Origin of the sequence: Devosia elaeis, assembly GCF_001650025.1 — a bacterium.
Classification (GTDB): domain Bacteria; phylum Pseudomonadota; class Alphaproteobacteria; order Rhizobiales; family Devosiaceae; genus Devosia; species Devosia elaeis.
Genome location: NZ_LVVY01000079.1, coordinates 1 through 25,054, shown reverse-complemented (window position 1 = coordinate 25,054; position 25,054 = coordinate 1). Strand labels below are relative to the sequence as shown.

At 60.4% G+C, this 25,054-nt stretch carries 32 protein-coding genes and 4 tRNA genes; 34 read left to right on the top strand and 2 right to left on the bottom strand.

The features are described 5' to 3' along the window. Nucleotides 1–139: 139 nt before the first annotated feature. The 27 genes from A3840_RS08795 to A3840_RS08670 all read left to right on the top strand — a co-directional run bounded on the left by A3840_RS08795 (nucleotide 140) and on the right by A3840_RS08670 (nucleotide 14,488). The gene (locus tag A3840_RS08795) at nucleotides 140–733 is read left to right on the top strand and encodes a GIY-YIG nuclease family protein (protein ID WP_067454985.1); all 594 of its coding nucleotides are present in this window, start codon (nucleotides 140–142) and stop codon (nucleotides 731–733) included. Further along, the gene (locus tag A3840_RS08790) at nucleotides 730–1,494 is read left to right on the top strand and encodes a hypothetical protein (protein WP_067454982.1); all 765 of its coding nucleotides are present in this window, start codon (nucleotides 730–732) and stop codon (nucleotides 1,492–1,494) included. The genes A3840_RS08795 and A3840_RS08790 overlap by 4 nt, the downstream gene beginning before the upstream one ends. Before the next feature lie 539 nt (nucleotides 1,495–2,033). Next, nucleotides 2,034–2,109, top strand: a tRNA-Pro gene (locus tag A3840_RS08785). A 4-nt stretch (nucleotides 2,110–2,113) separates the two neighbouring features. Further along, nucleotides 2,114–2,189, top strand: a tRNA-Thr gene (locus A3840_RS08780). A 1-nt stretch (nucleotide 2,190) separates the two neighbouring features. Continuing rightward, nucleotides 2,191–2,266 (top strand) — tRNA-Ile (locus A3840_RS08775). Nucleotides 2,267–2,271: 5 nt separating this feature from the next. Further along, a tRNA-Met gene (locus A3840_RS08770) sits at nucleotides 2,272–2,346 on the top strand. Between the two features lie 52 nt (nucleotides 2,347–2,398). Then, nucleotides 2,399–2,638, top strand: a complete 240-nt coding sequence (locus tag A3840_RS08765) for a hypothetical protein (RefSeq protein WP_067454979.1) — start codon at nucleotides 2,399–2,401, stop codon at nucleotides 2,636–2,638. Next, the gene (locus tag A3840_RS08760) at nucleotides 2,635–2,832 is read left to right on the top strand and encodes a hypothetical protein (protein WP_067454976.1); all 198 of its coding nucleotides are present in this window, start codon (nucleotides 2,635–2,637) and stop codon (nucleotides 2,830–2,832) included. The genes A3840_RS08765 and A3840_RS08760 overlap by 4 nt, the downstream gene beginning before the upstream one ends. Beyond that, nucleotides 2,829–3,128: an HNH endonuclease gene (locus tag A3840_RS08755; RefSeq protein ID WP_067454973.1), complete on the top strand. Its 300-nt coding sequence runs from the start codon at nucleotides 2,829–2,831 to the stop codon at nucleotides 3,126–3,128. The genes A3840_RS08760 and A3840_RS08755 overlap by 4 nt, the downstream gene beginning before the upstream one ends. Nucleotides 3,129–3,246: 118 nt before the next feature. After that, nucleotides 3,247–3,714 carry a terminase small subunit gene (locus A3840_RS08750; RefSeq protein WP_067455017.1) on the top strand — a complete coding sequence of 156 codons (468 nt, stop codon included), beginning with the start codon at nucleotides 3,247–3,249 and terminating at the stop codon, nucleotides 3,712–3,714. A gap of 8 nt (nucleotides 3,715–3,722) precedes the next feature. Further along, a complete protein-coding gene (locus A3840_RS08745; protein WP_165603156.1) occupies nucleotides 3,723–4,424 on the top strand; it encodes an HNH endonuclease signature motif containing protein in 702 nt (233 codons plus the stop codon). Continuing rightward, entirely contained in the window at nucleotides 4,414–6,063 is a 1,650-nt protein-coding gene (locus A3840_RS08740; protein ID WP_067454967.1) for a terminase large subunit, read from the top strand. Before A3840_RS08745 ends, A3840_RS08740 begins: the two co-directional genes overlap by 11 nt. Beyond that, nucleotides 6,063–7,301 (top strand): phage portal protein, encoded by a 1,239-nt coding sequence (locus A3840_RS08735; RefSeq protein ID WP_067454964.1) that lies wholly within the window; start codon nucleotides 6,063–6,065, stop codon nucleotides 7,299–7,301. The genes A3840_RS08740 and A3840_RS08735 overlap by 1 nt, the downstream gene beginning before the upstream one ends. Before the next feature lie 8 nt (nucleotides 7,302–7,309). After that, nucleotides 7,310–8,422: a S49 family peptidase gene (locus tag A3840_RS08730; RefSeq protein WP_067454961.1), complete on the top strand. Its 1,113-nt coding sequence runs from the start codon at nucleotides 7,310–7,312 to the stop codon at nucleotides 8,420–8,422. An 11-nt stretch (nucleotides 8,423–8,433) separates the two neighbouring features. After that, a complete protein-coding gene (locus A3840_RS08725) occupies nucleotides 8,434–9,645 on the top strand; it encodes a phage major capsid protein (protein ID WP_067454958.1) in 1,212 nt (403 codons plus the stop codon). A gap of 121 nt (nucleotides 9,646–9,766) precedes the next feature. Continuing rightward, nucleotides 9,767–10,483: a hypothetical protein gene (locus A3840_RS19435; RefSeq protein WP_131798284.1), complete on the top strand. Its 717-nt coding sequence runs from the start codon at nucleotides 9,767–9,769 to the stop codon at nucleotides 10,481–10,483. 33 nt (nucleotides 10,484–10,516) lie between these two features. Then, a complete protein-coding gene (locus tag A3840_RS08715; RefSeq protein WP_067454953.1) occupies nucleotides 10,517–10,756 on the top strand; it encodes a hypothetical protein in 240 nt (79 codons plus the stop codon). Continuing rightward, nucleotides 10,743–11,087, top strand: a complete 345-nt coding sequence (locus A3840_RS08710; RefSeq protein ID WP_067454950.1) for a hypothetical protein — start codon at nucleotides 10,743–10,745, stop codon at nucleotides 11,085–11,087. Before A3840_RS08715 ends, A3840_RS08710 begins: the two co-directional genes overlap by 14 nt. Before the next feature lie 8 nt (nucleotides 11,088–11,095). Then, nucleotides 11,096–11,440, top strand: a complete 345-nt coding sequence (locus A3840_RS08705) for a head-tail connector protein (RefSeq protein ID WP_067454947.1) — start codon at nucleotides 11,096–11,098, stop codon at nucleotides 11,438–11,440. Further along, nucleotides 11,424–11,681 (top strand): hypothetical protein, encoded by a 258-nt coding sequence (locus A3840_RS19430; RefSeq protein ID WP_131798283.1) that lies wholly within the window; start codon nucleotides 11,424–11,426, stop codon nucleotides 11,679–11,681. The genes A3840_RS08705 and A3840_RS19430 overlap by 17 nt, the downstream gene beginning before the upstream one ends. 171 nt (nucleotides 11,682–11,852) lie before the next feature. Continuing rightward, nucleotides 11,853–12,071 (top strand): hypothetical protein, encoded by a 219-nt coding sequence (locus A3840_RS19425; protein WP_131798282.1) that lies wholly within the window; start codon nucleotides 11,853–11,855, stop codon nucleotides 12,069–12,071. Next, nucleotides 12,064–12,462 (top strand): head-tail adaptor protein, encoded by a 399-nt coding sequence (locus A3840_RS08695; RefSeq protein WP_067454941.1) that lies wholly within the window; start codon nucleotides 12,064–12,066, stop codon nucleotides 12,460–12,462. Before A3840_RS19425 ends, A3840_RS08695 begins: the two co-directional genes overlap by 8 nt. Then, on the top strand, nucleotides 12,462–12,872 hold the full coding sequence (locus A3840_RS08690; protein WP_067454938.1) for an HK97-gp10 family putative phage morphogenesis protein: 411 nt from the start codon (nucleotides 12,462–12,464) through the stop codon (nucleotides 12,870–12,872). Before A3840_RS08695 ends, A3840_RS08690 begins: the two co-directional genes overlap by 1 nt. Then, nucleotides 12,873–13,310 (top strand): DUF3168 domain-containing protein, encoded by a 438-nt coding sequence (locus A3840_RS08685; protein WP_067454935.1) that lies wholly within the window; start codon nucleotides 12,873–12,875, stop codon nucleotides 13,308–13,310. A gap of 67 nt (nucleotides 13,311–13,377) precedes the next feature. Continuing rightward, complete coding sequence (locus tag A3840_RS08680; RefSeq protein ID WP_067454932.1) at nucleotides 13,378–13,827, top strand: phage tail tube protein; 450 nt, start codon at nucleotides 13,378–13,380, stop codon at nucleotides 13,825–13,827. Then, nucleotides 13,827–14,186, top strand: a complete 360-nt coding sequence (locus A3840_RS08675) for a gene transfer agent family protein (protein WP_067454929.1) — start codon at nucleotides 13,827–13,829, stop codon at nucleotides 14,184–14,186. The genes A3840_RS08680 and A3840_RS08675 overlap by 1 nt, the downstream gene beginning before the upstream one ends. Nucleotides 14,187–14,212: 26 nt before the next feature. Next, entirely contained in the window at nucleotides 14,213–14,488 is a 276-nt protein-coding gene (locus A3840_RS08670) for a hypothetical protein (protein WP_067454926.1), read from the top strand. Here A3840_RS08670 and A3840_RS08665 read toward each other — a convergent pair. Next, nucleotides 14,485–14,754 carry a hypothetical protein gene (locus A3840_RS08665; protein ID WP_131798281.1) on the bottom strand — a complete coding sequence of 90 codons (270 nt, stop codon included), beginning with the start codon at nucleotides 14,752–14,754 and terminating at the stop codon, nucleotides 14,485–14,487. The two genes, A3840_RS08670 and A3840_RS08665, sit on opposite strands and share 4 nt — an antisense overlap. Before the next feature lie 23 nt (nucleotides 14,755–14,777). Here A3840_RS08665 and A3840_RS08660 point away from each other — a divergent pair, with 23 nt between their 5' ends. The 7 genes from A3840_RS08660 (at nucleotide 14,778) to A3840_RS08630 (ending at nucleotide 23,397) form a co-directional block, all read left to right on the top strand. Beyond that, nucleotides 14,778–17,039: a tape measure protein gene (locus tag A3840_RS08660; protein WP_067454920.1), complete on the top strand. Its 2,262-nt coding sequence runs from the start codon at nucleotides 14,778–14,780 to the stop codon at nucleotides 17,037–17,039. Then, nucleotides 17,039–17,743 carry a hypothetical protein gene (locus A3840_RS08655; RefSeq protein ID WP_067454917.1) on the top strand — a complete coding sequence of 235 codons (705 nt, stop codon included), beginning with the start codon at nucleotides 17,039–17,041 and terminating at the stop codon, nucleotides 17,741–17,743. The genes A3840_RS08660 and A3840_RS08655 overlap by 1 nt, the downstream gene beginning before the upstream one ends. Continuing rightward, on the top strand, nucleotides 17,743–18,333 hold the full coding sequence (locus A3840_RS08650) for a hypothetical protein (RefSeq protein WP_067454914.1): 591 nt from the start codon (nucleotides 17,743–17,745) through the stop codon (nucleotides 18,331–18,333). The genes A3840_RS08655 and A3840_RS08650 overlap by 1 nt, the downstream gene beginning before the upstream one ends. Beyond that, nucleotides 18,334–18,756, top strand: a complete 423-nt coding sequence (locus A3840_RS08645) for a GNAT family N-acetyltransferase (RefSeq protein ID WP_067454911.1) — start codon at nucleotides 18,334–18,336, stop codon at nucleotides 18,754–18,756. Next, the gene (locus A3840_RS08640; protein ID WP_067454908.1) at nucleotides 18,756–20,582 is read left to right on the top strand and encodes a phage tail protein; all 1,827 of its coding nucleotides are present in this window, start codon (nucleotides 18,756–18,758) and stop codon (nucleotides 20,580–20,582) included. The genes A3840_RS08645 and A3840_RS08640 overlap by 1 nt, the downstream gene beginning before the upstream one ends. 68 nt (nucleotides 20,583–20,650) lie before the next feature. Next, nucleotides 20,651–22,384, top strand: a complete 1,734-nt coding sequence (locus tag A3840_RS08635; RefSeq protein WP_067454905.1) for a glycine-rich domain-containing protein — start codon at nucleotides 20,651–20,653, stop codon at nucleotides 22,382–22,384. Beyond that, complete coding sequence (locus A3840_RS08630; protein WP_067454902.1) at nucleotides 22,384–23,397, top strand: glycoside hydrolase family protein; 1,014 nt, start codon at nucleotides 22,384–22,386, stop codon at nucleotides 23,395–23,397. Before A3840_RS08635 ends, A3840_RS08630 begins: the two co-directional genes overlap by 1 nt. Here A3840_RS08630 and A3840_RS19690 read toward each other — a convergent pair. Continuing rightward, the coding region (locus A3840_RS19690; RefSeq protein WP_165603155.1) for a hypothetical protein at nucleotides 23,394–25,054 on the bottom strand (1,661 nt) is incomplete at its 5' end. The genes A3840_RS08630 and A3840_RS19690 overlap by 4 nt on opposite strands.

Sequence of the window (25,054 nt, the reverse complement as noted above, 5' to 3'; positions counted from 1 at the left end):
TGCGGGCCGCAACCGAAGCCGAAGCCGCGGCCCAGGCTGAAGATTTGGTTAGGGGTTGGCTTGCTCGCTGGGCCTCAAAACCATAAATAACAAATGCCCGGCCACCAATCGGGCACACCACCACATTGAGGGGAAATACATGCAAGCGGCGAACGACAATGGCTTCGTCCGGATGACGGGCGGAGGCAACACCAATGCAACCCTTGCCATGCTTGAACGCATGCACACAGAAATATCTGCGATAAACGCCGATGTTCCTTCCAGGGCCCCTGCGGGGGCGTTTTCAGTGTACGTCATCGGAGGCGTTGACCCAGATTTCGTAAAGATCGGCAAGGCAAGCAGCGTGGTGTCTCGGCTACGGTCGCTTCAAACCGGAAACCCGCTCCGACTGTTCGTACATCGCATCTTCAAATTCGAAAAAACGTCCTTCGCGACGAAAGTTGAAACCTGGGCGCATCAGGATGCAGGACGACTTTATGCTGGAGGGGTTGGTGAATGGTTTCGTTGTGGCTCGGTCGAAGCCCACAACTTGATCGCGGACATCTGCGAGAAAGAGCGTATCGCGTGTAGAGTTTTCACCCCAAAAATCGAGAGCCAATGGAAGCTCGATGAGCCGGTCGGGCAAAAATATCTGGAGGACGAGGCCGAGCGGAAGCAACACTATTGGGAGGAGCGGGACCGTAGGTGGCAAGAGCGGCAAGAACAGCGCAATGCCAGGAGGAAGGCAGCATGACCATCGCTAGCAGCAACTCAATCCTATTCTCCGACGGCTCCGATATCCCATCCCGGGTCGAGCATGCCCCGTCTTCAGCCAAGGCTGTGGCCGCGCAGAAACGCCGCCTTGCCAAGCTAGATGCTAAGCGCCCGGACTGGATTAACTGCCCGGCCAACGACAACCAAGCATGGCCCTTGGCGCAATGGCTGCGCAAGGACGGCAATGAAGTTTTGCTCAAGGTCGCAGAGCGCTACAGGGCAATTTACGACGTTTCGGTGGTCGAGGTGCCGCTAATAGGGACAGTGCCGGATGACATCTACAACGTGCCTATCGACAACCGGACACACACCCGAGAGGACGGCACAGTTGTCTATAAGGGCCAGCGGAAGGTGAAGTCGGCAATCGGCCAGTTCGATGGTGACGACGGCACCTATAAGGTTGTCCCGGTGTCCGATGACGTGACCAACGAAATGGTGGCAACTGGGCAGGTGTTCCCTCGCAAGCCGGCAAAGCCTGTCCCGCGGAAATGGAACGGCGATAGGCTGATAATTGAGGCTATCGATTGCCGGAAGATCATCCGCCGACTTCAGGCAGCGCTTGGCCCATTGATGGAGCCGTTCGAAGATGCGGTTCTGCACGGAGAGACCTTGTCTGCCATCGGGGAAGCACGAGGAGCAACAGGAAAAGCCAGCAGCGCCCCAGCCGGCCGTGTTTTGGTGATGATGGGCTTAGAGGTGGTTCAGCGCGAACTGGCAGCAGTGGACCGCGAAGGCAACTAACCCATGGGTAATTCCCCCTCCCGTGCGGTACCAGTGAAGGGGCAGTTGGTGCCCCACCTGGTTCCGTGCGCAAGGCTGTGGCCGCGACGGACGCTCGGCCAGCGATGAGCCGGGCGTGACTATCGGCGCTTTTGCGCCTCCCCAATCCCAACGGTATTCGGTGGCCTCGCGTGGCAGCGAGGATATTGTGGCGTGCCAGCTACAGCCGAGCGTTGGGACCGAATGAGGCAGCCTGTATCGGCAGGCATCGGCACGGGGCTCTGTCACGTGAGCCAGCATAGCGAAGGTTTCGACCAACGTGCACCATCCTTGGCCGAGGATGGCAAGCCTCTACTTATCCCCTGGCGCTGCCTCCTCCAGCGACGGGTGATCGCCGGGCTCCCTGCGCATGCGGGTTGAGCCCGGCAGAGATTTGCGCGAAGGCGCATTCGAGGCAGGCCCGGTGGCGGGTAGAGATGGCGTGGGGCCAAAAGCGCATTTTGCGTGGAGGTGGACCAGTACGCGCTCCGGGTGCAGACGTACCCCGCCAGCAATTTCATCTGGGTGTAGCTCAAGCGGTAGAGCGGCGCGTTTGGGGCGCGCATGTTGTCGGTTCGAGTCCGGCCATCCCGACCAGTTTGCCCACGTAGCTCAGTTGGTAGAGCAGTTGCCTTGTAAGCATCAGGTCCGGGGTTCGATCCCTCGCGTCGGCACCATTGTTGCATAGCTCAGCCGGTAGAGCAGCCGACCGATAATCGGCAGGTCGCAGGTTCAAATCCTGCTGCAACGACCAGTTTCAGCAGCGTGGAGCACCGGTAGCTCGTCAGGCTCATAACCTGAAGGAAGCGGGTTCGATTCCCACCGCTGCAACCAATGCCACCCAGCCCGCCGCCGTGCGGGCTTTCTGCATTTTGAGGAGATTTGCATGTCTGACATCCACCCCGCGCCGACAGAGTTCACGGCATCAGAGATTGAGCAGGACCACATCCTGCGCTTCTTCCATTACGCGCACCTTCCGCCCGCGCTGAAAGAGCGCAGCGCACCGTTCGCAGCACTGGCCCGCACTTTGATCGACACCACCACTCGGAACCCGGAGCGCACTGTCGCGCTGCGCAAGCTGCTCGAGGCCAAGGACGCGGCAGTGCGTGCCGCGGTCTCCCCATGACCAACATCGAACTGAACAAGGGCAGCGACGACAAGCTGCACCTGCGCGTCGGCAGCGAGTACGCAGTCGGCGCGAATATCACCAGCATTCAGACCATGGGCGACGAGCTCGTGGCGGTCGTGACGATCCCGATCAAGCATGTACGCTTCGGTTCTGTCGGCAACGTCGTGCCGTTCGTGCGGCCCGTTGCTTGAACTACCGCGACAAGCGGCCATGGCAGCATCTCTACGGCCGCAAGCGGTGGCAGGCGCTAAGGGACCGGCAGTTGGCCGAGCAGCCGCTATGCGAGTATTGCCTTCGGCGCGAGATAGTCGAGGCCGCCACGGTTGTGGACCACATCAAGCCTCACAAGGGCGATGAGGCTTTGTTTCATGATCCTGACAATCTCCAGAGCCTCTGCAAGCATTGCCATGACAGCGACAAGCGCCTTGAGGAGGCCGGCAAGGTCGTGATCCGATTTGGGGCGGACGGGTACCCTATCGAGGAGTGAGGGCGGGGGTGGGTCGAAAGTCTCCGATCGATCGCCGCCCACAGCGCGCGCCCCCCTTTCCGTCAGCGCTAACACAGTTTTTTGGCTCGCGCGTGCGCGCGCAGTGAGGGCAGTCCACATGGCAGGCAAGCGGAGGGCGCGCATCGACAGCGCCACGGAAGCCGTGCGCGTTATGGCGAAGGCGACGGCGGTTTTGGAGCCGCCGAAAAACGTGCCGCTGGAGGTCGACGACCTTCCATTTTTTGAGAGCGTGATTGCCGAGTTTGCCCGGTCGGAATGGACGGCCCATCAGCTTGAAATAGCCGCGCTCCTGGCCAGGACGATGGCCGACCTCACCCGCGAGCAGCAATTGCTTCGGGATGAGGGCGGGGTGTCCTACTCGGAAAAGGGGACGCCGGTTGCGAACCCACGCAAAGCCATCGTCCAGATGCACGCGAGCTCCATCTTGTCGTTTCGCCGTTCGCTAGCTCTTCACGCGCGGGGACAGGGCGGTGAAGCGCGGGACACGGCCAAGCGCCGGGAGGCGGCCAGGAAGATTGAGGGCGACAACCCTCTAGAGGATGACCTGCTGGCAAGGCCGGAGTAGGCGCGCCGATGAACTATGAGCGAATTTACCGTGAGTTCATAAACGACCGGCGAGCCAGGCCTGAGCCAAGTGGTTATAGCGAAAAGCACCACATTGTTCCGCGGTCCATGGGCGGAAGTGACGACCCGGCAAACCTAGTGAAACTGACGCCCGAAGATCACTTCTTCGCGCACCTGCTGCTCGCTAAGGCTTACGGTGGCAAGCAATGGTTCTCCGTCATACGCATGGGAGCGAGCCGGGTTGACGGCAAGCGCTCATGGGTTCGGCAGCGCTACATGTACGGTGCAGCGCGGAGGCGAGCGTGTGCTGATATTTCTGCGCGCTTTACAGGGGCCCCCGGTCGGCGCGGCGCTGACAACGGCATGTACGATGGAACGCTGTACACGTGGACAAACGTGGACACTGGCGAGACCGCATTGGCCACCAAGGGAGAGATGTGGGAAATCGTCGGCGGATGCCGAGCGCACTGGACAAGCGTAGTCACCGGGGAACGCAAAACGATGCTGGGCTGGACGGTTTACCCGGATCTCGTCCGGGTTCGATCCAGTAAGGGTAAGACTTTTGAGTTTGCGAACGACAACGGCGAGACATTTGTCGGCACCCAAAAGCAATTTGCTAGCTATCTAGGAATTTCTGTCGCGTCCGCATCGCGTATCGCGCGCGGAATGCAGATCGGTGTCAATGGGTGGCGGACGGCCAATGCTGCCTGAAATAACCATTGACGCGATCCAGTGTGGTAGCGTCCCGACGATGAGGGATTGGAGATGTCTGCCGACTGAAAGTCTCACGCGAGGAGAGAAGGTTTGCAGATTCATTGAAACCTACTTGCCCGTCCCGGAAGGAACGCTTCTAGGGCAGAAAATTAGGCTTCTTCCCTTCCAAGAAGCATTCATCCTATCGGTTTACGACAATCCGGCAGGCACCTCGCGAGCCTATCTGTCTATCGCCAGAAAGAACGCAAAGACGGCAACAATCGCCTGTTTGCTGTTAGCTCACATTGTCGGGCCGGAAGCGTACTCGAATAGCCGGATCGTATCTGGCGCCAGGTCGCGCAAACAGGCCGCCGAGGTTTTCAATTATGCGGCCAAGATGGTGATGATGTCGCCGGAGCTTTCGAAGCTCGCGCGTATCGTTCCGTCCGCCAAAATGATTGTAGGGCTGGCCAAGAACGTGGAGTACCAGGCGCTCTCGGCCGAGGCGAAGAGCGCCCATGGCGGCTCGCCCGTTCTGGCCATTCTTGATGAGGTCGGCCAGATCAAGGGGCCAACCGACGATTTCGTGGAGGCCATCGAGACATCGCAAGGCGCCTACGAAGGCAAGGCGATGTTGTTTGCGATTTCGACGCAGGCGGCCACAGATAATGATCTGTTTTCCCGCTGGATTGACGACGCGGAGACATCTAAAGACCCGCGCATTGTCTGCCACGTCTATGCGGCTCCGGCCGAATGCGAACTGCACGATCGGTCGGCATGGGAAGCCGCCAATCCGGCGCTGGGCGTGTTCCGCTCGGTCAAGGATGTTGAGGACTTTTCGGCCCTTGCGGCGCGCATGCCATCCAAGGAAGCAAGTTTTCGGTGGCTGTTCCTGAATCAGCGGATTGACGCATCGGCCCCATTTGTGGCGCCGGCGGTGTGGCGCGCCTGCGAAACGCCGATAGAGCGCGATTGGACAGGCCTGCCAGTATTTGGCGGGCTCGACCTGTCCGAAGTGTCCGACCTCACCGCTTTGGTGCTCATGGCGCCGAAGGATGGGATATGGCACGTCAAACCGACGTTCTGGCTGCCGGGCGATAGTCTGCGCGACCGAGCGAAGCTTGATCGGGTGCCTTATGATGTGTGGGCCAAGCCGAACGAGGATGGCGAGACCTTCCTTGAGACGACGCCGGGTCCAACGATTGAGTATGAATATGTAGCGGCCAGGCTAAAGGCGATGTCCGAAACCATGGACATCCGCAAGATCGGGTTCGACCGCTACAACTGGCGACACCTCAAGCCCTGGCTTTTACAGGCGGGTTTTTCCGAAGAGCAGGTTGAGGGTGACGATGCAATTTTCCAGCCATTCGGGCAGGGGTTCGCATCAATGTCGCCGGCTCTCCGCGACCTGGAGAGCCTTTTGCTGAACAGGAAGATTGCCCACGGCGGGCACCCAGTCCTGACCATGTGCATGATGAACGCCACGGTGAAGCCGGACCCGTCCGGCAATCGCAAGCTCGATAAAGCCAAGTCTCGCGGCCGCATCGACGGCGCGGTGGCCCTGGCCATGGCTGCGGCCATGGCGGGTACGTATGTGCCGCCCGATGACAGCGGCTCGTTTGACGACTTCCTCTCCAACCCAGTCATGGTGATTTGATGGGCTTTTTTGACAGGTGGGTCGGCAGGCCCATCAAGCTCACCGATGGCGCGTTCTGGCGTGGCTTTTTCGGCCTCGGCACGGACAGCGGCGAGGTGGTTACGTACGATAAGGCAATGGCGCTGGATGCCGTATGGGCATGTGTCAACCTGATCGCCAATTCGGTCAAGACGCTGCCCTGTGTCGTCTATGACAAGGATGGCGTCACGCGCGCGACTGATGACGATCTCTACGATCTGCTGCACGATGCGCCAAACATTGATGATACGGCGGCCGATTTTTGGGGCATGGTCGCGCTCTGCCTATGCCTCGACGGAAACTTCTTCGCTGAGAAGAAGATGAATGGCGGAAAGCTGGTGGCGCTTAATCCAATCCATCCCCTCAAGGTGGATGTGCAGCGGAACAGCCGCAATGAGCGCGTCTACGAGGTCACCGAGGACGGCAAGAAGCGCAAGATCAGTGAAGACCGCATGTTCCATGTTCGCGGCGCGGTTCTGCCTGGCTGCGACCGCGGGCTTTCGCCCATCGGTTATGTGGCCAATACGATAGGCAATGCACGTGCAGCGGAAAAGGCGGCCGGAAAGTGGTTTTCAGGCGGCATGTCTGCGTCCGGGTTCCTGAAAAGCGACCAGGTGCTTAAGCCCGAACAGCGTAAGCAGATCGGAGACATGCTCCAGCAGTATGCCGGCTCCGATCGTGCTGGAAAGGTGATGGTTCTCGAGGCTGGTCTCGAATACCACCAGCTCACGGTGAACCCCAAAGACGCACAGATGATCGAGACGCGGCAATTCAGCGTCGAGCAAATCTGCCGGATTTTCGGGGTTCCACCCGTGATGATCGGACATGCTGCCAACGGCACCACCACCTGGGGCAGCGGCATTGAGCAGCTAATTCTCCAGTTCATCAAGACCTGCCTGGCACCGATGTTGCGCAGTATCGAAGCGTCGATCCGGCGAGACTTGATGGATGCCAGCACGCGCAAAAGGCTGACGGTGAAGTTCTCGCTAGAAGGCTTGCTTCGTGGCGATAGTGCTGCGCGAGCAGAGTTCCTTTCCAAGATGGTCAGTAACGGCATCTACACCGAGAACGAAGCTCGAGCCTACGAAGACAAGGAGCCGAAGCCGGGCGGGGATCACCTCTTGGTCAACGGCACCATGCAGCGCGCCGACCAGATCGGCGTGCAGCCCCCACAGCCGCCCGCCAACCAGAACAACCCTGCGCCGCCAGCGGCTGCATAGGAACCCACATGAAATATCAGCATGTTCTCTCCGCCTTCGCGGCGGAGCCGTGGGCTATGGACCGCGGCAAGCTGGCCGTGATCGCGGATTTTCTCGCGTTCAAGGCGGCCGGCGGAATTGTGCCCGCCGAAGAAATGGCGGCCCGGATCACCAAGAAGCATGACGGCGAGATTGCGCGGCGCGAAGGCGCCGTTGCAGTCATCCCGGTTCACGGTGTTCTTGCCCCAAAAATGGACCTAATGACCGAGATTTCGGGCGGAACGTCCTATACCGGCCTCATGCGCGCGATTCACGCGGCGCTGGCTGACCCAGAGATTAAGGCCATAGTGCTGGACATCGATAGCCCCGGTGGCGCCGTTCCTGGCGCGCAGGAGCTTGGGGACGAAATCCGGGCGCTCCGCGGCGGCGAAAAACCGATTATTGCGCAGGTCAACCACCTTGCAGCAAGCGCGGCTTACTGGATCGCCAGCCAGGCTGATGAGGTGGTTGTCTCACCTAGCGGTCGGGCCGGCTCCATCGGCGTTTACACGGTTCACGAGGACATTTCAGCCGCGCTGGAAAAGGCCGGCGTGAAGCGAACCTATATCGCTGCGGGCGAATACAAGGTCGAAGGAAACGAGACCGAGCCTTTGGCCGAGGATGCTCTGGCATTCATCGAGGAGCGAGTGAGGCGGTCTTACGACCGGTTCGTCGGCGCGGTGGCCGCGGGACGTGGCGTGACCGTCTCCAGGGTCGAAAAGGATTTTGGGCAGGGCCGCGTATTTTTCGCGGAAGAGCTTATCGAAAAGGGCATGGCCGACCGCATCGGCACGCTCGATGAGACCTTGGCTCGGTTTGGCGCCGACCAGACACCAGAATCCGTCCGGAAGCTGCGCAGCGCGAATAGCGCGCGCGCCGAGGACGCAGCTTATTTGGCCGACCGCATGAAAGCGGGTGAGCCAGTCACTATCCGCGAGTTCGAGAATGGCATCAGGGGACTGATGGGCTTTTCGAAGTCGGAGGCAGAGCGGGCAGCCCGGCTCTACTTCAAGATTGGTCAGGGGGAACCTGATGAGGGCGAAGCAGCACTGATGGCGCGCGTGAATGAGGCGCTGGCCATCGCACAGTCTTTTCCTAAATAGGATACCCACACATGAGCGATAATAACGCTCTCGCCGATAAGATCGGCGAGCTTGGCCAGTCTTTGGCCGCGATCAAGGAAACCGTCGGCAACCTGGGCACGGAATTTCAGGCGAAACTTGCCAAGAACGGCGAGACCTCGGCTGAACTGACCGAAAAGGTTGACAAGGCCCTTTCCGAGCTTGGTGATGCCACCATCCGCCTCAGCGATCTGGAAAAGCGCGCCGCGCGTGAAAAAGAAATCGGAGAGGATGCCCGCAAGACGCTGGGCGATCTGGTCATTGAATCCGAGGACTACAAGGCCGGCAAGCTTACTGGCGCGTCGCGCGGCGCCATCCGTGTTCAGGCCGACCGTGCCGCCATCACCTCTGCCGATACCACCGTAGGCACCGGTCGCTCGCAGGGAACTTCTCTGGTCCCTGGCGCGCGAGTCCCCGGCATCTTCGGCTTGCCCGAACGCCAGCTTACGGTGCGCGACCTGTTGCTGCCCGGCCAGACTTCGTCCAGCAACATCGAGTATGTCAAGGAAACCGGCTACACCAACAACGCTGCTCCGGTTGCGGAAACTACGGCTAAGCCGTATTCGGACCTGACCTTTGACCTGGTCAGCGCGCCGGTTCGCACTCTGGCGCACCTGTTCAAGGCCTCCCGTCAGATTCTGGACGATGCTCCGGCGCTGCGCTCCTACATCGATGGCCGCGCCCGTTATGGCCTGCGCTTCGTTGAGGAAAACCAGCTGCTCAACGGTTCGGGCACCGGCCAGAACATTCACGGCCTGGTTCCGCAGGCCACGGCGTTCAACCCGGCCTTTACTGCCACTGACGAAACCGGCATCGACCGTCTGCGTCTCGCCATTCTTCAGGTGGTTCTGGCTGAATATCCTGCTACCGCCTTTGTTCTGAACCCGATCGACTGGGCCAAGATCGAGCTGACCAAGGATGCAGGCGGAAACTATATCATCGGCAATCCGCAGGGTTCGCTCACCCCGACCCTCTGGAACCTGCCGGTGGTCGCCACCCAGGCTATGGCTGCCGGCGAATTCCTCACCGGTGCGTTCAGCTTCGCCGCGCAGATTTTCGACCGCATGGAAATCGAAGTTCTGCTGTCCAGCGAGAACGTCGACGACTTCGAGAAGAACCTTTTCACGATCCGCGCTGAGGAGCGTCTGGCTCTGGCCGTGTATCGTCCTGAGGCATTCATCACTGGTGAAATCGCGCCTGAGTAAGTCGGTATTAACGGTGAGAGCTTGACGGAATAGAGCGTTCACCTACATCTATTGAGGCGACTCCCGGAAGGACGGCAATCCGACCGGGAGTCTGACACCAAAGAACGTGTGAGGTTCTCTGATGCTTGGTGATGTAGGTAGTCAGCCTTCGGCTGGCGAGCAAGTTCTCATTGAAAAATCCTGTCCCGATTGCGGGTCCGCCGTCTTTGGACGAACGCGCCATATGCAGTTTTGCGACTCGTGCAAAGCGGAGCGTAAAAAGGAAGCTTGGCGTCAAGCTGCTGAAGTTCAGCGGCGAAAGGCCGGTATTCCGAAGGTTAAAGGCCAGACATTCGCATGTCAGGTTTGCGGTGACAATTTCACTGCAACATCAAAAAGCCGAGCCAAATATTGCAAAAAGTGCGGACCTGAAGTCGCACTTAAATCAGCAAGATTCTACTCAGCGACCCGTACGTCGAACGAAGACAGGCGTGAACGTTTCAATGAGTGGTATCGAGAGCAGGCGTCGCGTCCCCAAGTAGCTATTTCCCGAAGAATGAGCACCCTGATCAGTCGCAGTTTGAGTGCGAATGGTGGAAAGGGCGGCAAAAGCTGGACGGAATTGGTAGGCTATGGCGTGAGCGAGTTGAGGGCTCATCTGGAGCGCCAATTCCTCCCCGGCATGACTTGGGACAACAAGTCAGAGTGGCATATCGACCATATCGTCCCGCAGTCCAGCTTCAACTACACATCGACGGATGACCCCGACTTTCGGGCGTGTTGGGCGCTGACCAACCTCCGTCCGCTGTGGGCGCGCGACAATGTGCGGAAGCAAGCGAAACGGACACACTTACTATAGGGCCGCGTGGGCGGCCTTTTTCATGAGGATTTCATGACCGACTTTCTAACCGTGAAGGCCAAGCGCACGTTTTCGCATGGCAAGGAACTGAAAACCAAGCGCAGCGACCCGTTTGACGTCGAGGCCGGCGAAGCGCGCCAGCTTGAATCGCTGGGCTATGTTGAGATCGTCGGCAAGGTCGAAAAGGTCGATGAGCCCGAGACCCATGCGGAAACACCAGTGATCACCGGCGAGCGCAAGCCGAGAAAGGCGAAGGCCAATGCTGACGACTAGGCAGCGCAAGCGCCGGGTCGCCAGCTATATCGGCGCAGGAATTGTTGACCCAGCAGGAACCCCGCAGAACAGCGCACCTCCGGAAATCACCGGCACTGCGCAGGTCGGCGAAACGCTGACCGGCAGCGACGGCACATGGACGGAAAGCCCGACTTTTGCTCGGCAGTGGCTCGCTGATGGTGTGGCCATCGAAGGCGAGACTGGCACTACCTACGTGCCTGTAGCGGACGATGTCGGCAAGGTGATTGCTTTGAGAGTGACTGCGACAGCCAACGGGCGCACCAAATCGGCGGTCTCTGAACCCACGGATGCGGTGATCGCCGCCGCTTAGGAGGCGATATGGCCCTAGTTGACCTGGACCTTGTCAAAAAGCACCTGCGCGTTGATTGGGACGATGAGGATGTGGAGATCGAAGCCTATCTAGCCGCGGCTGAAACGATCATCACCGAGTATCTGGATCGCGCAATTCTGCCGACCGGGCCGGTGCCGGAAGACAACCCCACCGCGATGATCGTCACCCCTCCCATCACGGCCGCGATTTTGCTGGTCACAAACGACCTATTCGATAACCGCACGCCTCACGAGAGTGACGGCGAAGCGATGCTGTCACCTACCGTGCGCCGTTTGTTGGCGCCTTACCGGGTCTGGCGGCAGATGGAGGATGAGCATGGCAGACCCCTATAAGAGTGCGGCCAAGCCGACTTGGACCTTTGGCAGGAGCGGCCAGATCATTTCCGCAAGCTCGTCCGACCTGGCGAGCGTGGCAAAGGCGATTGTGTGCATTTCGGAGGGCGACGTGACTATCGTGCCGCCGGAAAGCGACACGCCCATCCCCTTCGTGGGCTGCCCCGTTGGGTTCATTCCGCCCTATCAGGTTCGCCGCGTGACGCATCTGACCGGCCAATGGGCAACGGTTGAAAACTAATGCCCTGGGTCCGCTTCAAGGCCGATTTTGACTGGCGGCCCAGGCAAGGCGTTACGATCGCCTATAAGGCCGGGATGCACTTGCTTGTGACGACCCGGTGCGCCGAGGCAGCGATTGCGGCCGGCAAGGCGGAGCGTGAGGGGAAGCGGGGCAGCGGAGGTGGGGGTGGCAATGCTTGAGAAAAATGTAGTGGTGAAACAGTCGCGCCGGAGATTGTCGGTGCTGGTTGACGGAGTTCCGGCGGCTTATGTCACCAACGTCGAAATCGTCCGCCCAACAAAGGAGCGCGTATCACCGGACGGCTGGCGGATTGTTGAGCCGGACGGCGACCCTGTGGTGCGCATCGAGGTGCCGCTACGGTTCGTAACGCTGGAACCGAACAATGGCTAAAACCCCCACCTCCGGCTTGCTGCGCGGCCGCGTCCATTTCCAGCAGAGGCAGGTCGAGCCCGATCCTTGGGGCGGCCCGCCGCGCGAGGGGGAATTCGCCACGGTCTTTACCTGCGCGGCCGAGTTTATTGCACTCAGGGGCAGCGAGACCGTTATCGCCAACCGCTTGCAAGGCATCCAGCCCTACATCGTGCGGGTCCGACAATCGGCCGCCAGCCGGCAGGTCGATGAGACTTGGCGCATTGTGGATGCGCGAGCGCCGCAGCCTACCCAGCCGCCGGACCCGCCTGCCAATGGCGCACGCGTGTTCGCCATCAAGGCGCCCCCCACTGATCCTGACCAAAAGCGGGCATGGCTGGACTTCCTGGTAGAGCAGGGGCGGCTGGAGTAATGGCGCGCAAGGTGCAAGGCCTGGACCGTCTCCAGAAAAAGCTCCGGCGCATGCCTGAGCAGGCCAAGACCGACATTCGGAAAGCTCTCAACCAGAGCGCTGATGAAATGGTCGATATGGCCAAATCCTTGGCGCCGCGCGAAGATGGAACGCTGCAAAACAGCATCCAGAAAGAGGATGGACGGCACGAACTGTCCATCAATGTCGTGGCTGGCGGGCCGGAAACAACCACGTCCGTTGATGGTGGTGCATACGAATATGACTACGCGCTGGCGCAGGAGTTCGGCACATCCAAGATGAAGCCCACTCCCTTCTTCTTTCCCGCCTACCGTGCCATTCGGAAGCGCATCAGGGGCCGCGTTTCGCGAGCCACCACCAAAGCCGCCAAGCAAGTCGCCTCGGGAGGCTAAATGGACCCGACCCTTGAGCTAATGATGGCGGCAGTCGCCCGACTGCGCGCCACTCCTGCGATAGTCGCTTATGTCGGGCAGCGCATTTACGACCGAATTCCGGCGAGTAGCACCGGGACTTGGAATACTCAATTCCCGTTTATTTCCAACGGACCAACCATCTCCACGCCGGACGATTACGATTGCGTCCAGGGTGAGGACATCACCATCCAATTTGATGTGTGGTCGAGCGGCTCCGGCGAAGCTTACGACACCATTCAGGCGCGCAAGATTGCCAACTTGGTGAAGCGAGCGCTACACAATGCCGAATTGTCGCTGACCACCAATGCGCTGGTGTCGCTGGAACACGTCCTGACGCGACACGTGCCGGACCCCAACCCTGCACTGCATCATTTCGCGATCCAGTTTCGCGCCACAGTCGAGACGCCCGGCGTCTAACCGATCCCCCAACCCCAACATGCCACACAGCCCGCCATGAGCGGGCTTTTTTGTATTAGGAGCCCGCATGGCACCCGCAACCACTACCAAGGGCGGCAAGGTCCGCATTTTGCTCGGCACGCCCGGAGCCACCCCCGAAGACCCGATCACGTATGGCGCCCCTTGCGGCTTTACCTCCAAGTCCCTGACCCTGACCAAGGGGCTGGAGGAAACCCAGGTTCCGGACTGCCTTGATCCCGATAAGGTGGACTGGATCGGGCGCGATGCCGTTTCGCTCAGCATGTCGGTCTCCGGCGAAGGCGTTCTTGCCTCCGAATCCGTCGAGACCTGGCTTGACGCCTGGGAGAGCATCGATAGCGTTCCCGCCAAGATCGAGATCGAGTTTCCCGCTAAAACCATTGTCTGGACCGGCAATCTGCACGTTGAGACCTTCTCGGCCGAGGCCCCGAACGGTCGGCGCGTGACGTCAAGCGTAAGCCTCCAGTCTGACGGCGAAATGGTCCGGACGGTCGAGTAATGTCCGGATCGGCCAAGACACCGCCGCTTGAATGGGCGGATGGCACCTATGAGTTCGCCCTGCGATGGGGCGAGCTTTCCGAGTTGCAGGATGCCTGCGACGCCGGCCCGTTTGTGATCCTGGCCCGCTTGGCGTCCAACCAGTGGCGCGTCGAGGACATCGCCAGCACCATCCGGCTTGGGTTGATTGGCGGGGGCACCGAGCCCTCCAAGGCTCTGAAGCTGGTCAAGACCTACGTCGAGGGCCGGCCGCCGGCTGAAAATGTTAGCCTCGCGCGCGGCATCCTTGAAACCTCGATCATGGGGGCGCCGCAAGACCAGCCGGGGGAAGCTCCGGCGCCGGAAGCGGAGAGCGATTAGACGATCTGCCGAATGGCAAGTTCCGTATGTCGCGCATCTACGCAGCCGGCGCCGCAATGGGCTGGACCGCGGAGCAGGTCAAATCAACCAGCATGTGGGAATTCTGGTCGGCCTGGCACGGATATGTTCGCGCCAACAGCCCAGCACAGCCTGGTAAGCTAACCGAGGCGCAGAAAGATGAGCTTTGGGCCGACATTGAAGCGCTCGACATGCCGACCGGTGCGGTAAGCACACAGACCTATCTGTGGACCGGGATGGGGTTTGAGGCGCAGGGTAGGGTCAGTTTTCTGCCTGGCTCCTAATCTTCGTCTTCTTCTTCGTATTCGTCCCGGCGCCGACGCCGTGGCTTCCAGCCCCAAGGCGGGCTGGACCGGGTTCGGGCACCGCAGTGCGGGCACCGATAGGCGCCGAGGTCTGCCCCGATGATCAGGATAATCCAGACCACGAGCCAGACGCCGAGCGTCAGCACTGATAGCAGCAAGTGCAACAGGTGATTGGGTGTCTGCTTTTCCGCCAACACCATCCGGTCGTCTTCGGGGCAGTAACGCCGCTGCTTTGCTACTCCCATAATTCCCCTCCCCATAGGTTCCCATGGCTACCGATATCGAACGTTTGATCGTCTCGCTAGAGGCGAGCACGACGAAGTATGAGCGCGCCTTGATGAAGGCCAATGGGGAAACCGAGAAGCGCGTGCGCGATATGCAGCGGCGCTTTGACGGGTTGAGCGCCACGGCCTCCCGCATGGAAAGCCGCATAGTCGGCTCCTTTGGAACGATCGGGCGGGCCTTCGGTGTGATGGGCGTTGCGCTCACCACCACCTCCATCATCTCCATGACTTCGGCCTGGACCGACCTCAATTCCCGCGTCCAGCTTGCGGCAGGCAGCATGGAGCGCGGCACCGCGGTCATGTCCCGGTTGTCCGAGATGGCACGCCGGACTTATTCCAGCCTGGAGCAGACCGCCGAAGGCTACCTCCAGAACCAGCAGGCGCTCTCGGCTCTGGGCTATAGCACCCAGCAGCAACTCGATCTGGTCGAGACCCTGAATAACAGCCTCGTGATTTCGGCTGTTCGTGGTCAGCGGGCCCAGTCGGTTATGGATGCCTGGTCCAAGGCCATGGCGTCCGGCTCGCTTCGCGGGGACAACCTCAACACGATCATCCAGTCTGGCGGGCGTCTATCCAAAGCGCTAGCCGACAGCATGGGCGTCTCGGTCAATGAGCTTCGCCGGATGGGCGAGGAAGGCCGGATCACCACGGATGTGATGTTCGGCGTCACCAGTCAGCTTGAAACCCTGCGGCTCGAAGCCGACTCCATGCCAGCCACCGTCAGCGACGGTTTCGTGCTGCTGCGTGACGCGGTCATGCAGTTCGTCGGGGAAGCGGACAAGGCAGTCGGATCTAGCTCGGCACTGGCCGAGGCGCTGATTTCCATCTCGGATGCCATCAAGGAGGCGCCGGAAAGCCACGACTTCGACCGGTTCTTCAAGTTCTTGGGCGACGGTCTTGCGGAGTTCCTCGAGGAAGGCGCGCGCGAAATCGAGTTTATCTCGAATGTCGTGGATGCGCTTTCCGAGAAAGACCCAGCCGACGTTTTTGTTAAGCTCAACGAGGCAATGGGCGGCAATATCCGCACCGCGGAGGAGTACGAGCTTGCCTTGGCCGACGCCGAACAGGCCCTGGCAAATTTTGCCGTCAACACAAGGGGCCGATTTGGCGAGGCGGATGCTGCTGTCCAAGACCTGTTCGCGCAGATGCTGCGCGGGCGGGGAACGGTAGAACTTGCGACCGCGGCCGTTGAGGAACTGGCAAAGGTCAATCCGGATTTCGCCGCCCTGAAGGATGGCGTGCTCGGCATGATCGAGACGTTCTTTGCGTTTCGAGATGCAGCAGTGGAGGCCAGGACCGCAGCGGCCAATATCACGACCGATATCGGCTATATGCCGACCATGCGGCAAATGAACCGCATCTTTGGGCCGGACCTTTCGGATGACGGCGCGCCCGGCGGACCAATCAAGCCGCCAGTTCGACCAACCGGCGGGCGGGGCGGTCAATCTCCGGCGCAGCGCTATGGCGACAGCATCGAGCAGTTCCAGCGCCGTATTGACATGCTCAAGCAGGAAACGGCGCTCACTGCTGCGCTCAATCCGCTGATAAACGATTACGGCTATGCCAAGGAACGCCTCAAGGCGATCCAGGAACTGGAAAACGCAGCCATCAGGGCCGGCATTAGCCTTGGCGCTGAACAGCGCGCCCAGATCGAGAGCCTGGCCGACGCCTACGCTACCGCCACGGCCGACGCTGCCAGGCTGGCCGAGGCGCAGAACCTCATAAAGCAAAGCGCCGACGAAATGGCCAAGGCCGGGCGCCAGGCACTAGACACGATCATTGACGGCTTCCTGGAGGGCAAGAGCGCCGGCGAGATATTCAACTCGGTACTCAAGGACTTGGCCCGCAACCTGCTCAATATGGGCCTGAACCTGATCGGCGGCGGTATGCAGACCGGCGGGTTCAACCCGCTCGGTTTTCTCGGCAGCCTCATGGGCTTTGCCTCCGGCACACCAAACACCGGCGGCCGGCGTGGCGAGCCTCGCGGCATTGTTCACGGCCAGGAGGCGGTTATTCCGCTGCCCAATGGCGGCCGCGTTCCTGTTGACCTCAGGCTGCCTAGCATCCCCTCGGCGCCCGCCGCGTCTGGCGGCGAAATCACCGTCACCGGCTCTTTCGAAGTGATCAACGGAAATCTGGTGCCAGTGGTGTCGCAGATTTCTGGCCGGGTCGCCGGGCAGCAGATCAAGCAGAACAACAAGCAGCTTCCGGCGCTCATGCGTGATGCCAATCAGAGGATGGGCTGATGGCCGCAAATGCTATGAACTGGCCGGCCGCGCTGTGGCCGCGCCAGGCTCACTTTTCGCCCACCGCGCAATCCCGCACCGGCGGCCTGTCATTGAACGGGTCGGAGCAGGTTACAGTTTCCGACGCCGGTCGTTGGCAGGCCAGGGTCACCGTCGCCATTAGGGGTGAAGAGACCAACTTGGCACTGCGCGCCTTTCTAGCACAGATGGGCGGCAGGGCTGGAACGGTCCTGGTTCCCAAGGTCGATGCCTATCGCCCGGCCGACATCAATGGTCGGGTGCTGTCGCAGGTCTTTGCCGCTGGGTACGATGACGGCACACCGCAGGACGGCAACGGTTTCAACTTCGACCTTTCTGGTTTTGGCCAACAGGAAAACCTGGTGGCGCAGATCGCCGCGAACGCAAGCGCCGGCTCCACCCGTGTTCTGATTTCGACGGACGGCAGCGTTGGTCCGCGACCCGGGCACTATTTCGGTGTTGGTCAGCGCATCTACCTCGCATCACACGTCTGGCAGGAAGAAGAAGGCGATCCCGCAGATGTGCAATTCTGGCCGCGCCTTCGGTCGGCTGCGGATTTAGGCTCACCAGCCATTCTAGACAGGCCGGTGTGCCTGATGCGCTTCGCCACCGATGAAGAGGGCCAAGAAGCCCTCAGTCGGCGCGGTTCGGGCATCGTAACCTTCAACATGGTTGAGGCCATCTGATGGGTTTCTTTCCGCAGACCATTGCCGCCAAGCTAGCCGGCCGGGAAGTCGCTGCGTCCTTGCTGTGTTTCATGGACTTCCGCTTGACACCCCGGCGCTGGTGGATGGGCTTTGGCGATCTCTATGCCGGCGGCCATACCTGGCAGGGCACCGGCGAAATGATCACCATCGACGGGCTGGAGCAGGCCGTCGGCACCACGGCACCGCGCACCACATTCACGCTGTCGGGCATTGACGCCACCATCGTCAACCTGGCGCGCAATGCCAGTGACCGGGTGAAGGATCGGCGCTGCGTCATCTATCTGCAATTCTTCGAGATCGCGCCGACCGATGGCGCGGTGCAGCCCTGGGCGCCGCTCGATGCGCCGTATTCAATCTGGTCCGGCATCATGGATCAGATGACCTACACCGCCGAGGGGCCGTCACAGCGGACGGTGACGCTCACGGCCGAGAGCATCTGGACGGGACGACGAAAGCCGGCCTATGGCCGATACACAGACCGGGATCAGAACGCGCGGTTCCCTGGTGATAGAGGGCTAGAGCAATTGCCGGACCTCGTGAACAAGACCATTCGCTGGCCGGTGTTCTGAATGATCCGAAAAGCAACGTCGTCCGACATTCCGGCCATCGTCGGAATGACCGAGCGCCTGCGCTCATCCGTGCGGTCGCCGCTTGAGGTAGACCCGCTGGTTACTGGCAGGTTTGTCGCCGGCCTGCTGGCGAGCCCGCTGGCTGCGGTTTGGGTTGTGGACGGGGCGGATTGCCCGACTGGCTTCCTTGCCGCCTCTGTCGGCACGGCGTCCATCTCAATGCTGCCAATAGCGGTCGAGCACGGATGGTGGGCGGAGCAGGGCGGCGGGCTTCGACTGCTGAAGCAATATCTGGCCTGGGGAAATGAACAGGGGTGCTTCGCAGTCCGCATGTCCACGCCGCCCCATAATGAGCGCGCCGCGCAAATCCTTGAGCGGTTCGGGTTCGATCTAGCCGAACAGGCCTGGGTGAAGGTTCTCTGATGCATCAACATCGCTGGCCGCCGCGTCCGTGGGAAGCCCCCACGGCCCGGCCTCCTTCTGCCGTCTTCACCGCCATCACGGGCTGGGTGACATCGGCTCTTGTCGGGCTGGGCCTCAGCGCGGCCGCTGCCGGCATTGCGGCCAATCTCGTTATTGGCGCGGCGCTGCTCGGCATCTCGATGCTGTTCGCGCCGCGCCCTCCGGTGATGAAGACGCCGCAGGCGCAATCGGTCATCAATCAATCGATTGGCCCGCGTGTCCGTGGCTACGGCCGGGCGCTTCTAGGCGGCACGCGCGCCTTCTTCGACAGCAAGAGCGGCTATCTCTATCAGATCGTGAAGATGCATTCGGGCGAGATCGACGCTATCGAAAGCATCAGGATCGGTGACAAGACCGTGGCTCTCAATGGAGCTGGTGATGTCACTACGGCGCCTTTCACGTGGGTGCATCGCCCGTCAGGTACTGTAGGTCCTGGGGAAACCCGATACGCGGTGCGCATCGCACAATATCGTGGCACAGCATCACAGGCGGCGGACAGCCTCATATCCGGCGCTTTCACGGGTATCTGGACCTCGGCACATCGACTGCGCGGCATTGCCTATCTGGTGGCGCGTTTCCGCTCCCCGCCCCAGGAAGAATTCCAGAAGATTTTCCCCGAGGGGTACAACACGCCGGTGCGCGGGCTTTGCCGGCTGTCGCGGGTGTTCGACCCTCGAAACAATACAACCGCATGGTCGGACAATTCCGCGCTGTGCATCCTCGACTATCTGACCCACCCGGATGGCTTCCGAAAGACGCTAGACGACATTGACCTCCCGAGCTTTTCGGCATTCGCCAATCTCTGCGACGAGAATGTGCCGCGCGCTGCCGGCGGCACCGAAAAGCGCTATCGACTGTGGGGCGTCTATCAGCTCACCGATGAGCCGGAAGACATCCTGCGCAAGATGCGCGCGACCTGCGATGCCGAGCTCTACCAGAACGCCGAGGGCAAGATCGCCATTCGCGGCGGCCGGTGGGAGGCGCCGACGGTGGTCATTACCGAGCGCGACATTCTCGGCCACAGCCTTGAGCAGGGCAACGACCGGTTCGCCGCCTTCAATGAACTGAAGATCACCTACACGTCGCCGCAGCACGACTATCAGTCCGTTGAGGCAACGTCCTGGGTCGACCTTGCCGATCAGGACGAGCGTGGCGTTCTAGGCTCCGAACTGGACCTCGATTTTGTGCCGTCGCCTGCCCAGGCGCGGCGGCTGGCAAAAATCCACATCTCCAAAGCTAATCCGCGGTGGAAGGGCAAAATCCGGACCAACCTGGTCGGTCTCGATGCGCTGGGCGAGCGCACCATCCAAGTGATCCTGCCCGAGCTCGAAATCAACGAGGCATTCTATGTGGCAGGCTTCTCGATCGATCCCGAGCTGAAGTTCGTGGAAATCGAAATCATGACCATTAGCGAGGCGGCTTACACGTGGAACGCCGCCACCGAAGAAGGGCAGAACCCTGCCATTCCCGAGGACACCTCGCCAGATCTGGACTATCCCGTCCCGCAAAACTTGGTCCTTAGTTCGCCGTCGGCTGGCGTCATCAATGCCGTCGTCACCCCGACCACCCAGGAAGGGCTCGAACTTCAGGTTCAGCTACGACTTGGCGCAGGCTCGCTATGGCAGGACATGCAGACCAATGGCGACAACGCCTCGGCGTTCTTCGATCCGGCGCCCGATGGCTCCTATGAAGCCCGTGCGCGATGGGTCGGGCCACTCGGCGTCGTCGGCGAATGGTCCTTCCCCTACGCCACCATAACTCTGCCCGTACCCACGCCAGACCCATAGGCCTGGCGGAACCCTCTTCACACCACTCCACGGCTCGCTTCGGCGAGCCTTTTTTATGAGGCCCCGCAATGGCTGCAATCGACGTCGTCAACCGCGTGCTGCGTGAATTCCGCCGCTATACAGGGGACGGCCTCCCCGGAGAGCCCGTGAATGCACCGCTGCCGGTTGGCGATCCGCAATCCGGCGTTCACAGCCCGAAGAAGGCGGAGCTGCGTAATGCGCTGAAAGCTGTGCTCGCCGCATACTTCGACAAGCGTGGCGTCGAAACACTGGCTGACCTGCAAACAATTACGCCGGAAGCGGGGACGCAGCCGGTGGGCGTGGTTTATGCCGATCCTGATCCAGCGAATAATGGTGAATACCTATGGAACGGCGCGACCTGGGTGCGGCAACGCGGCTTCCCCGACACCTTCGCCCGCGTGGCGCTGTCGGGCAGCGGCTCGGCCCAGACCGGCGTCGTCGAGGCTGGAGTCAATCCTGCGGACGTGGAGGTGTTCTTTTCGTTCGTGACGACAGAGAACACCGGGCCGCTGACGCTATCCATCAATGGCGGCCCCGCCCGTCAGGTCGTGAACCTCGCCGGAAATTCTCTCTCCGCCGGCGAGTGGACCGGCATGGTGATGTTCGCTCGCGATGGTGAGCGGTATCGGCTGTTGCTGGATGCTGGAGCGGCCTTGAGTGCGGCGCAGAGTGCGAGTGAGGCGGGGTCGAGCAAAGCACATGCCCAAGAGTGGGCACAGTCTGACGACCCGATCAGCGAAGCGGCTGGTGGTGATGGGTCAACGGATCGCTCTGCGAAGTGGTGGGCAGAACAGGCTGCAGCAGCGGCTGTAGGGTTAGAAGGCGGTTTGACGCCCGAAGTCGTTATCGGTTCATCCTATGAGCCCGTCATGGATGACAAGAATACAAAACTCAAGCGGCTTCTGGATGCATCTGGCGTCACTCTGACGATACCGCCAGCATCTTCGGTTGCTTTTGCCGTTGGTACGATCCTCACATTTGAGCAGGCGGGGGCGGGGCAGGTTACCATCGAGGAAGGGCCTGGCGTCAACGTCATCGTGCCCAGTGGGCAGACGAACAAGTCTGCTGGCGAGAATTCGATCTTTCAGGCCGCGAAGATTGATACGGATATGTGGGTCGTTTTCGGGGCTTTGGAAACTAGCCAAGTTGGTTTCCTGCTAGGGTCGACCCAAGTCTTTACGTCTTCCGGCACATGGACAAAGCCTGCCGGTTGCGCAGCAGTTCGCGTTCGTGTGGTTGGCGCTGGGGGTGGTGGCGGCGGCGTCACAGGAGGGGCGTCACAGGCGGCTGCAGCGGGCGGCGGCGGCGGGGGCGGGTATGCAGAGAAATGGATAACGAGCGCACTTGGTGCGACAGAGACGGTCACTATCGGCGCAGCTGGGACAGGCGGCGCAGCCGGCGCAAATAATGGAAATGCTGGTGGCGCAACTTCATTTGGTGCGCACGTTATCGCGAATGGCGGCGGCGGGGGGACCGCGATGACCGCCGGGACATCTGCGACAACCGGCGCCCCAGGCGCAGGCGGGGCAGGATCTGGTGGTGATCTAAACGTCCCCGGCTCTCCGGGGGATCGTGGCATAAGGTCTAGCGACTCCGTGATAGTTGGCGCGCGGGGAGGAGATAGCCAGCTAGGGTATGGAGCGCAAAACCAAGGCAACAACGCTGGCTCTAACGGCACTGGTTATGGTGCAGGTGGCGGCGGCGCCGCAACGATCTCTGACACTAACCGCGCTGGCGGCAACGGCACAGCTGGGGTTGTTATTGTTGAGGAATACTACTGATGCGCCCGGGCGTGACGGCATCAGCCGGAAAGCGTTTCTTCGTCCGCGATTTCAATGTGGGCCTGCTCCCCATTGAACAACTTGTCTGGCAACGCATAGCCAGCCCGGTTTTTCAGAAGAACTCGAATCCCGGGGCATGGGATAGTGAGACGATGTATTACCCGGTGCTTGCGCGGAACCTCGATCGATCATTGTACCAGGACGCGGAAGGCAACTTCCTCATGTACTACACGGGCAACGATCAGGTGGCCACGGATTTTGACGAGGGGGGCCTTGCTCTCGGCTCCGATCTGGATACCTGGGTCCGTTTCGGCTCTGCGCCGGTCCTGCCACTTGGTGGAGCGGGAGACCCGGACGCGGGAGATGCACAGATCACCAGCGTCTATTTTGATGGCTCTGAGTTCATTGTCTATTATCAGGGCAACGCCACCCCACCAGAAGACCTTTCCGGCGATAACGTAACGATCTGCCTCGCAACGTCGACTGATGGCAAGGTCTTCACGAAACAGGGGATGGTGCTTGGGAAGGGCGCGAACGGCGACGGTGACTTCGACGACATGTATCGGCCGAAGCTTGTCCCCGCCGGTCACGACGGGCTGCCAAAACTCTACTACACAGGGCAGCAGACCAGCGCCGGCCCTTTCGGGCTGATGGGCGCCACGTCCACTGGAGGCAGCCTCAAGGGGCCATGGACAAAGCTGGGCACCCAGCACATGCTGGGCAATCCGTATGGCGGCAGTCTCTTTTTTCTCGAAGACGCATGGTATGAGGATGGGCTCTATTATTTCATCTACATCATAGGCGGCTCGACGCCGGGCGGCCTTTGGCTCGCAACGTCTGAAGACGGCGTGAACGTTACGATGCGCCGCCAGCTTCTGCGCCGGAACCCCGGAGAATGGGACGCTTCTCCATCAAGGGGAAGCTACTACGAGCACGAAGGGATGGCCTATCTTTTCTATGATGCCGGCGGTTCGGCTGGCATTGGATATTCCTATGCGACCTTACCTATTTAGGTGAACTCGAAGAACCTGTCAGCGGCGCGTTCTACGTTGGGGTCGCCAAATTCTCTCAGCTTTTCAAGCTGGTCGAGGTAGAGTTCGTTCGCCCCCAAGTCCTCGTTCGTGGCCCCTCTTTTGACGTAACCGAATGGGATTGCAACGTCAGCGGAACGCATAAAGTGCAGAAACGCGCACGCTTTTGATCTCAGATTCTTGCCAACCGAAGGAAGGGCGTCACCATTCAACAGGGCAGCATACTCGGCGCGAGACCGAGGGTGCACATTCCCGATTGGGTAGTCACGCGCTGACCAGATGCTTTCGCCAACTACGGGGCACCCTAGCACTGGGAACTCGGCCGAAATTGTGCCATTCCATATCATGGCACAATCGACCAAATCGGCCAGCTCGTAAGAGTTGAACGCTGTGTGCTCCAGGAACTCTACATTTGGTCCAAGCTCAGCTGGGAGCACATCCCGCAACAAAGCTACGCCATCGCGAACGATTTCGGAGCGCAGTTCATGGGGGTGCGGCTTTACAATTAGAAGGCTCTTGGTCTTATTCACTTCATCGACCAGGAACCGCAGCCATTCGCTGAAGTCAGCGAAAACGTGACCTCGGTCATCAGGTGCAGCGAAGTCGATCAGTACCTTTCCGAATACGGCGAAAACCTTTCCGCCTCGCGCTCGAGTCTGCTCAATTCTGGAGATGATGTACTGGCGCTGGGCCGATGGGTTGGCCTGCGTCTGACTTCTGTCGACCTTGATGTGCGTAATGGCGGCGCTGACGCTCGCCTCAGAAACTGGGTGTTGGGAAAGATAACTTTCGAAACGTTTGGATCCACCGAGGAAAGGGTGTCGCACGTCTGGCTTTGCCGTCACGTCCTCGATTGAGACCGTGGTGGCCAGCTTCGTCTTGAGATTGGAGAAGTAGTTCTCGTAGCTGGCACTCAGAGCGATTAGGTGGATGTTGTGCTTGGCCCCGACAACATCGCACCACCTTCTTATTACGCCCCAAGGAGCGAAGTGCGTGTCTATGGCCGCGATCCGCACAGGCTTCCTGGTTTTGTCGGCTAATTCCACCAATCGTTCGGCTGCGCAGAGCATGTGATCGCTTCGCCTCACCAGGTCATCGAACGCCTTCTTCTGTTTTGGGTCGTCCAAACGAGGCTTTCCGCCACGAGCGACCTTAGTCATGCTCTCCAAGAAGGTCGCATAGTGGTTGATGCCGTCGCAAGCGACTATCTTATTGTCCCAATCGATGCTCCACTGGTTAGAGAGTCTTGTGGTCACAGGCTGATCGCCGAGGCCATACCCGTTGGAGCGCATAATGCCAGAGGCCTCTATACCTGGAAGCTTCGGCATCCGGCCGGCGACAATGGAAAAGACCTGATAGCCGCGCCGACGTAGCACCATGGAAATGGGAACCATTAGTCCGCTTAGGACAGGGCCGCCATGATCAAATATCGCCACATAGCCTGTTGGCCCACCCGGGTCGCTCGTAATATCTCGGGTGATGCTCTCGCGATGAGCGGTAAAGATATCTGCCAGATATCGGCTTTGGCCAAACCTAACTCCAGCGCGATAATCGTCCGGTTTCAGTTTTGCTCCATATTCGAAGGCGGCAACCTCGATATCTGGAGTGGACCCCATTTCGCCGGACAGCTGGCGGTTGG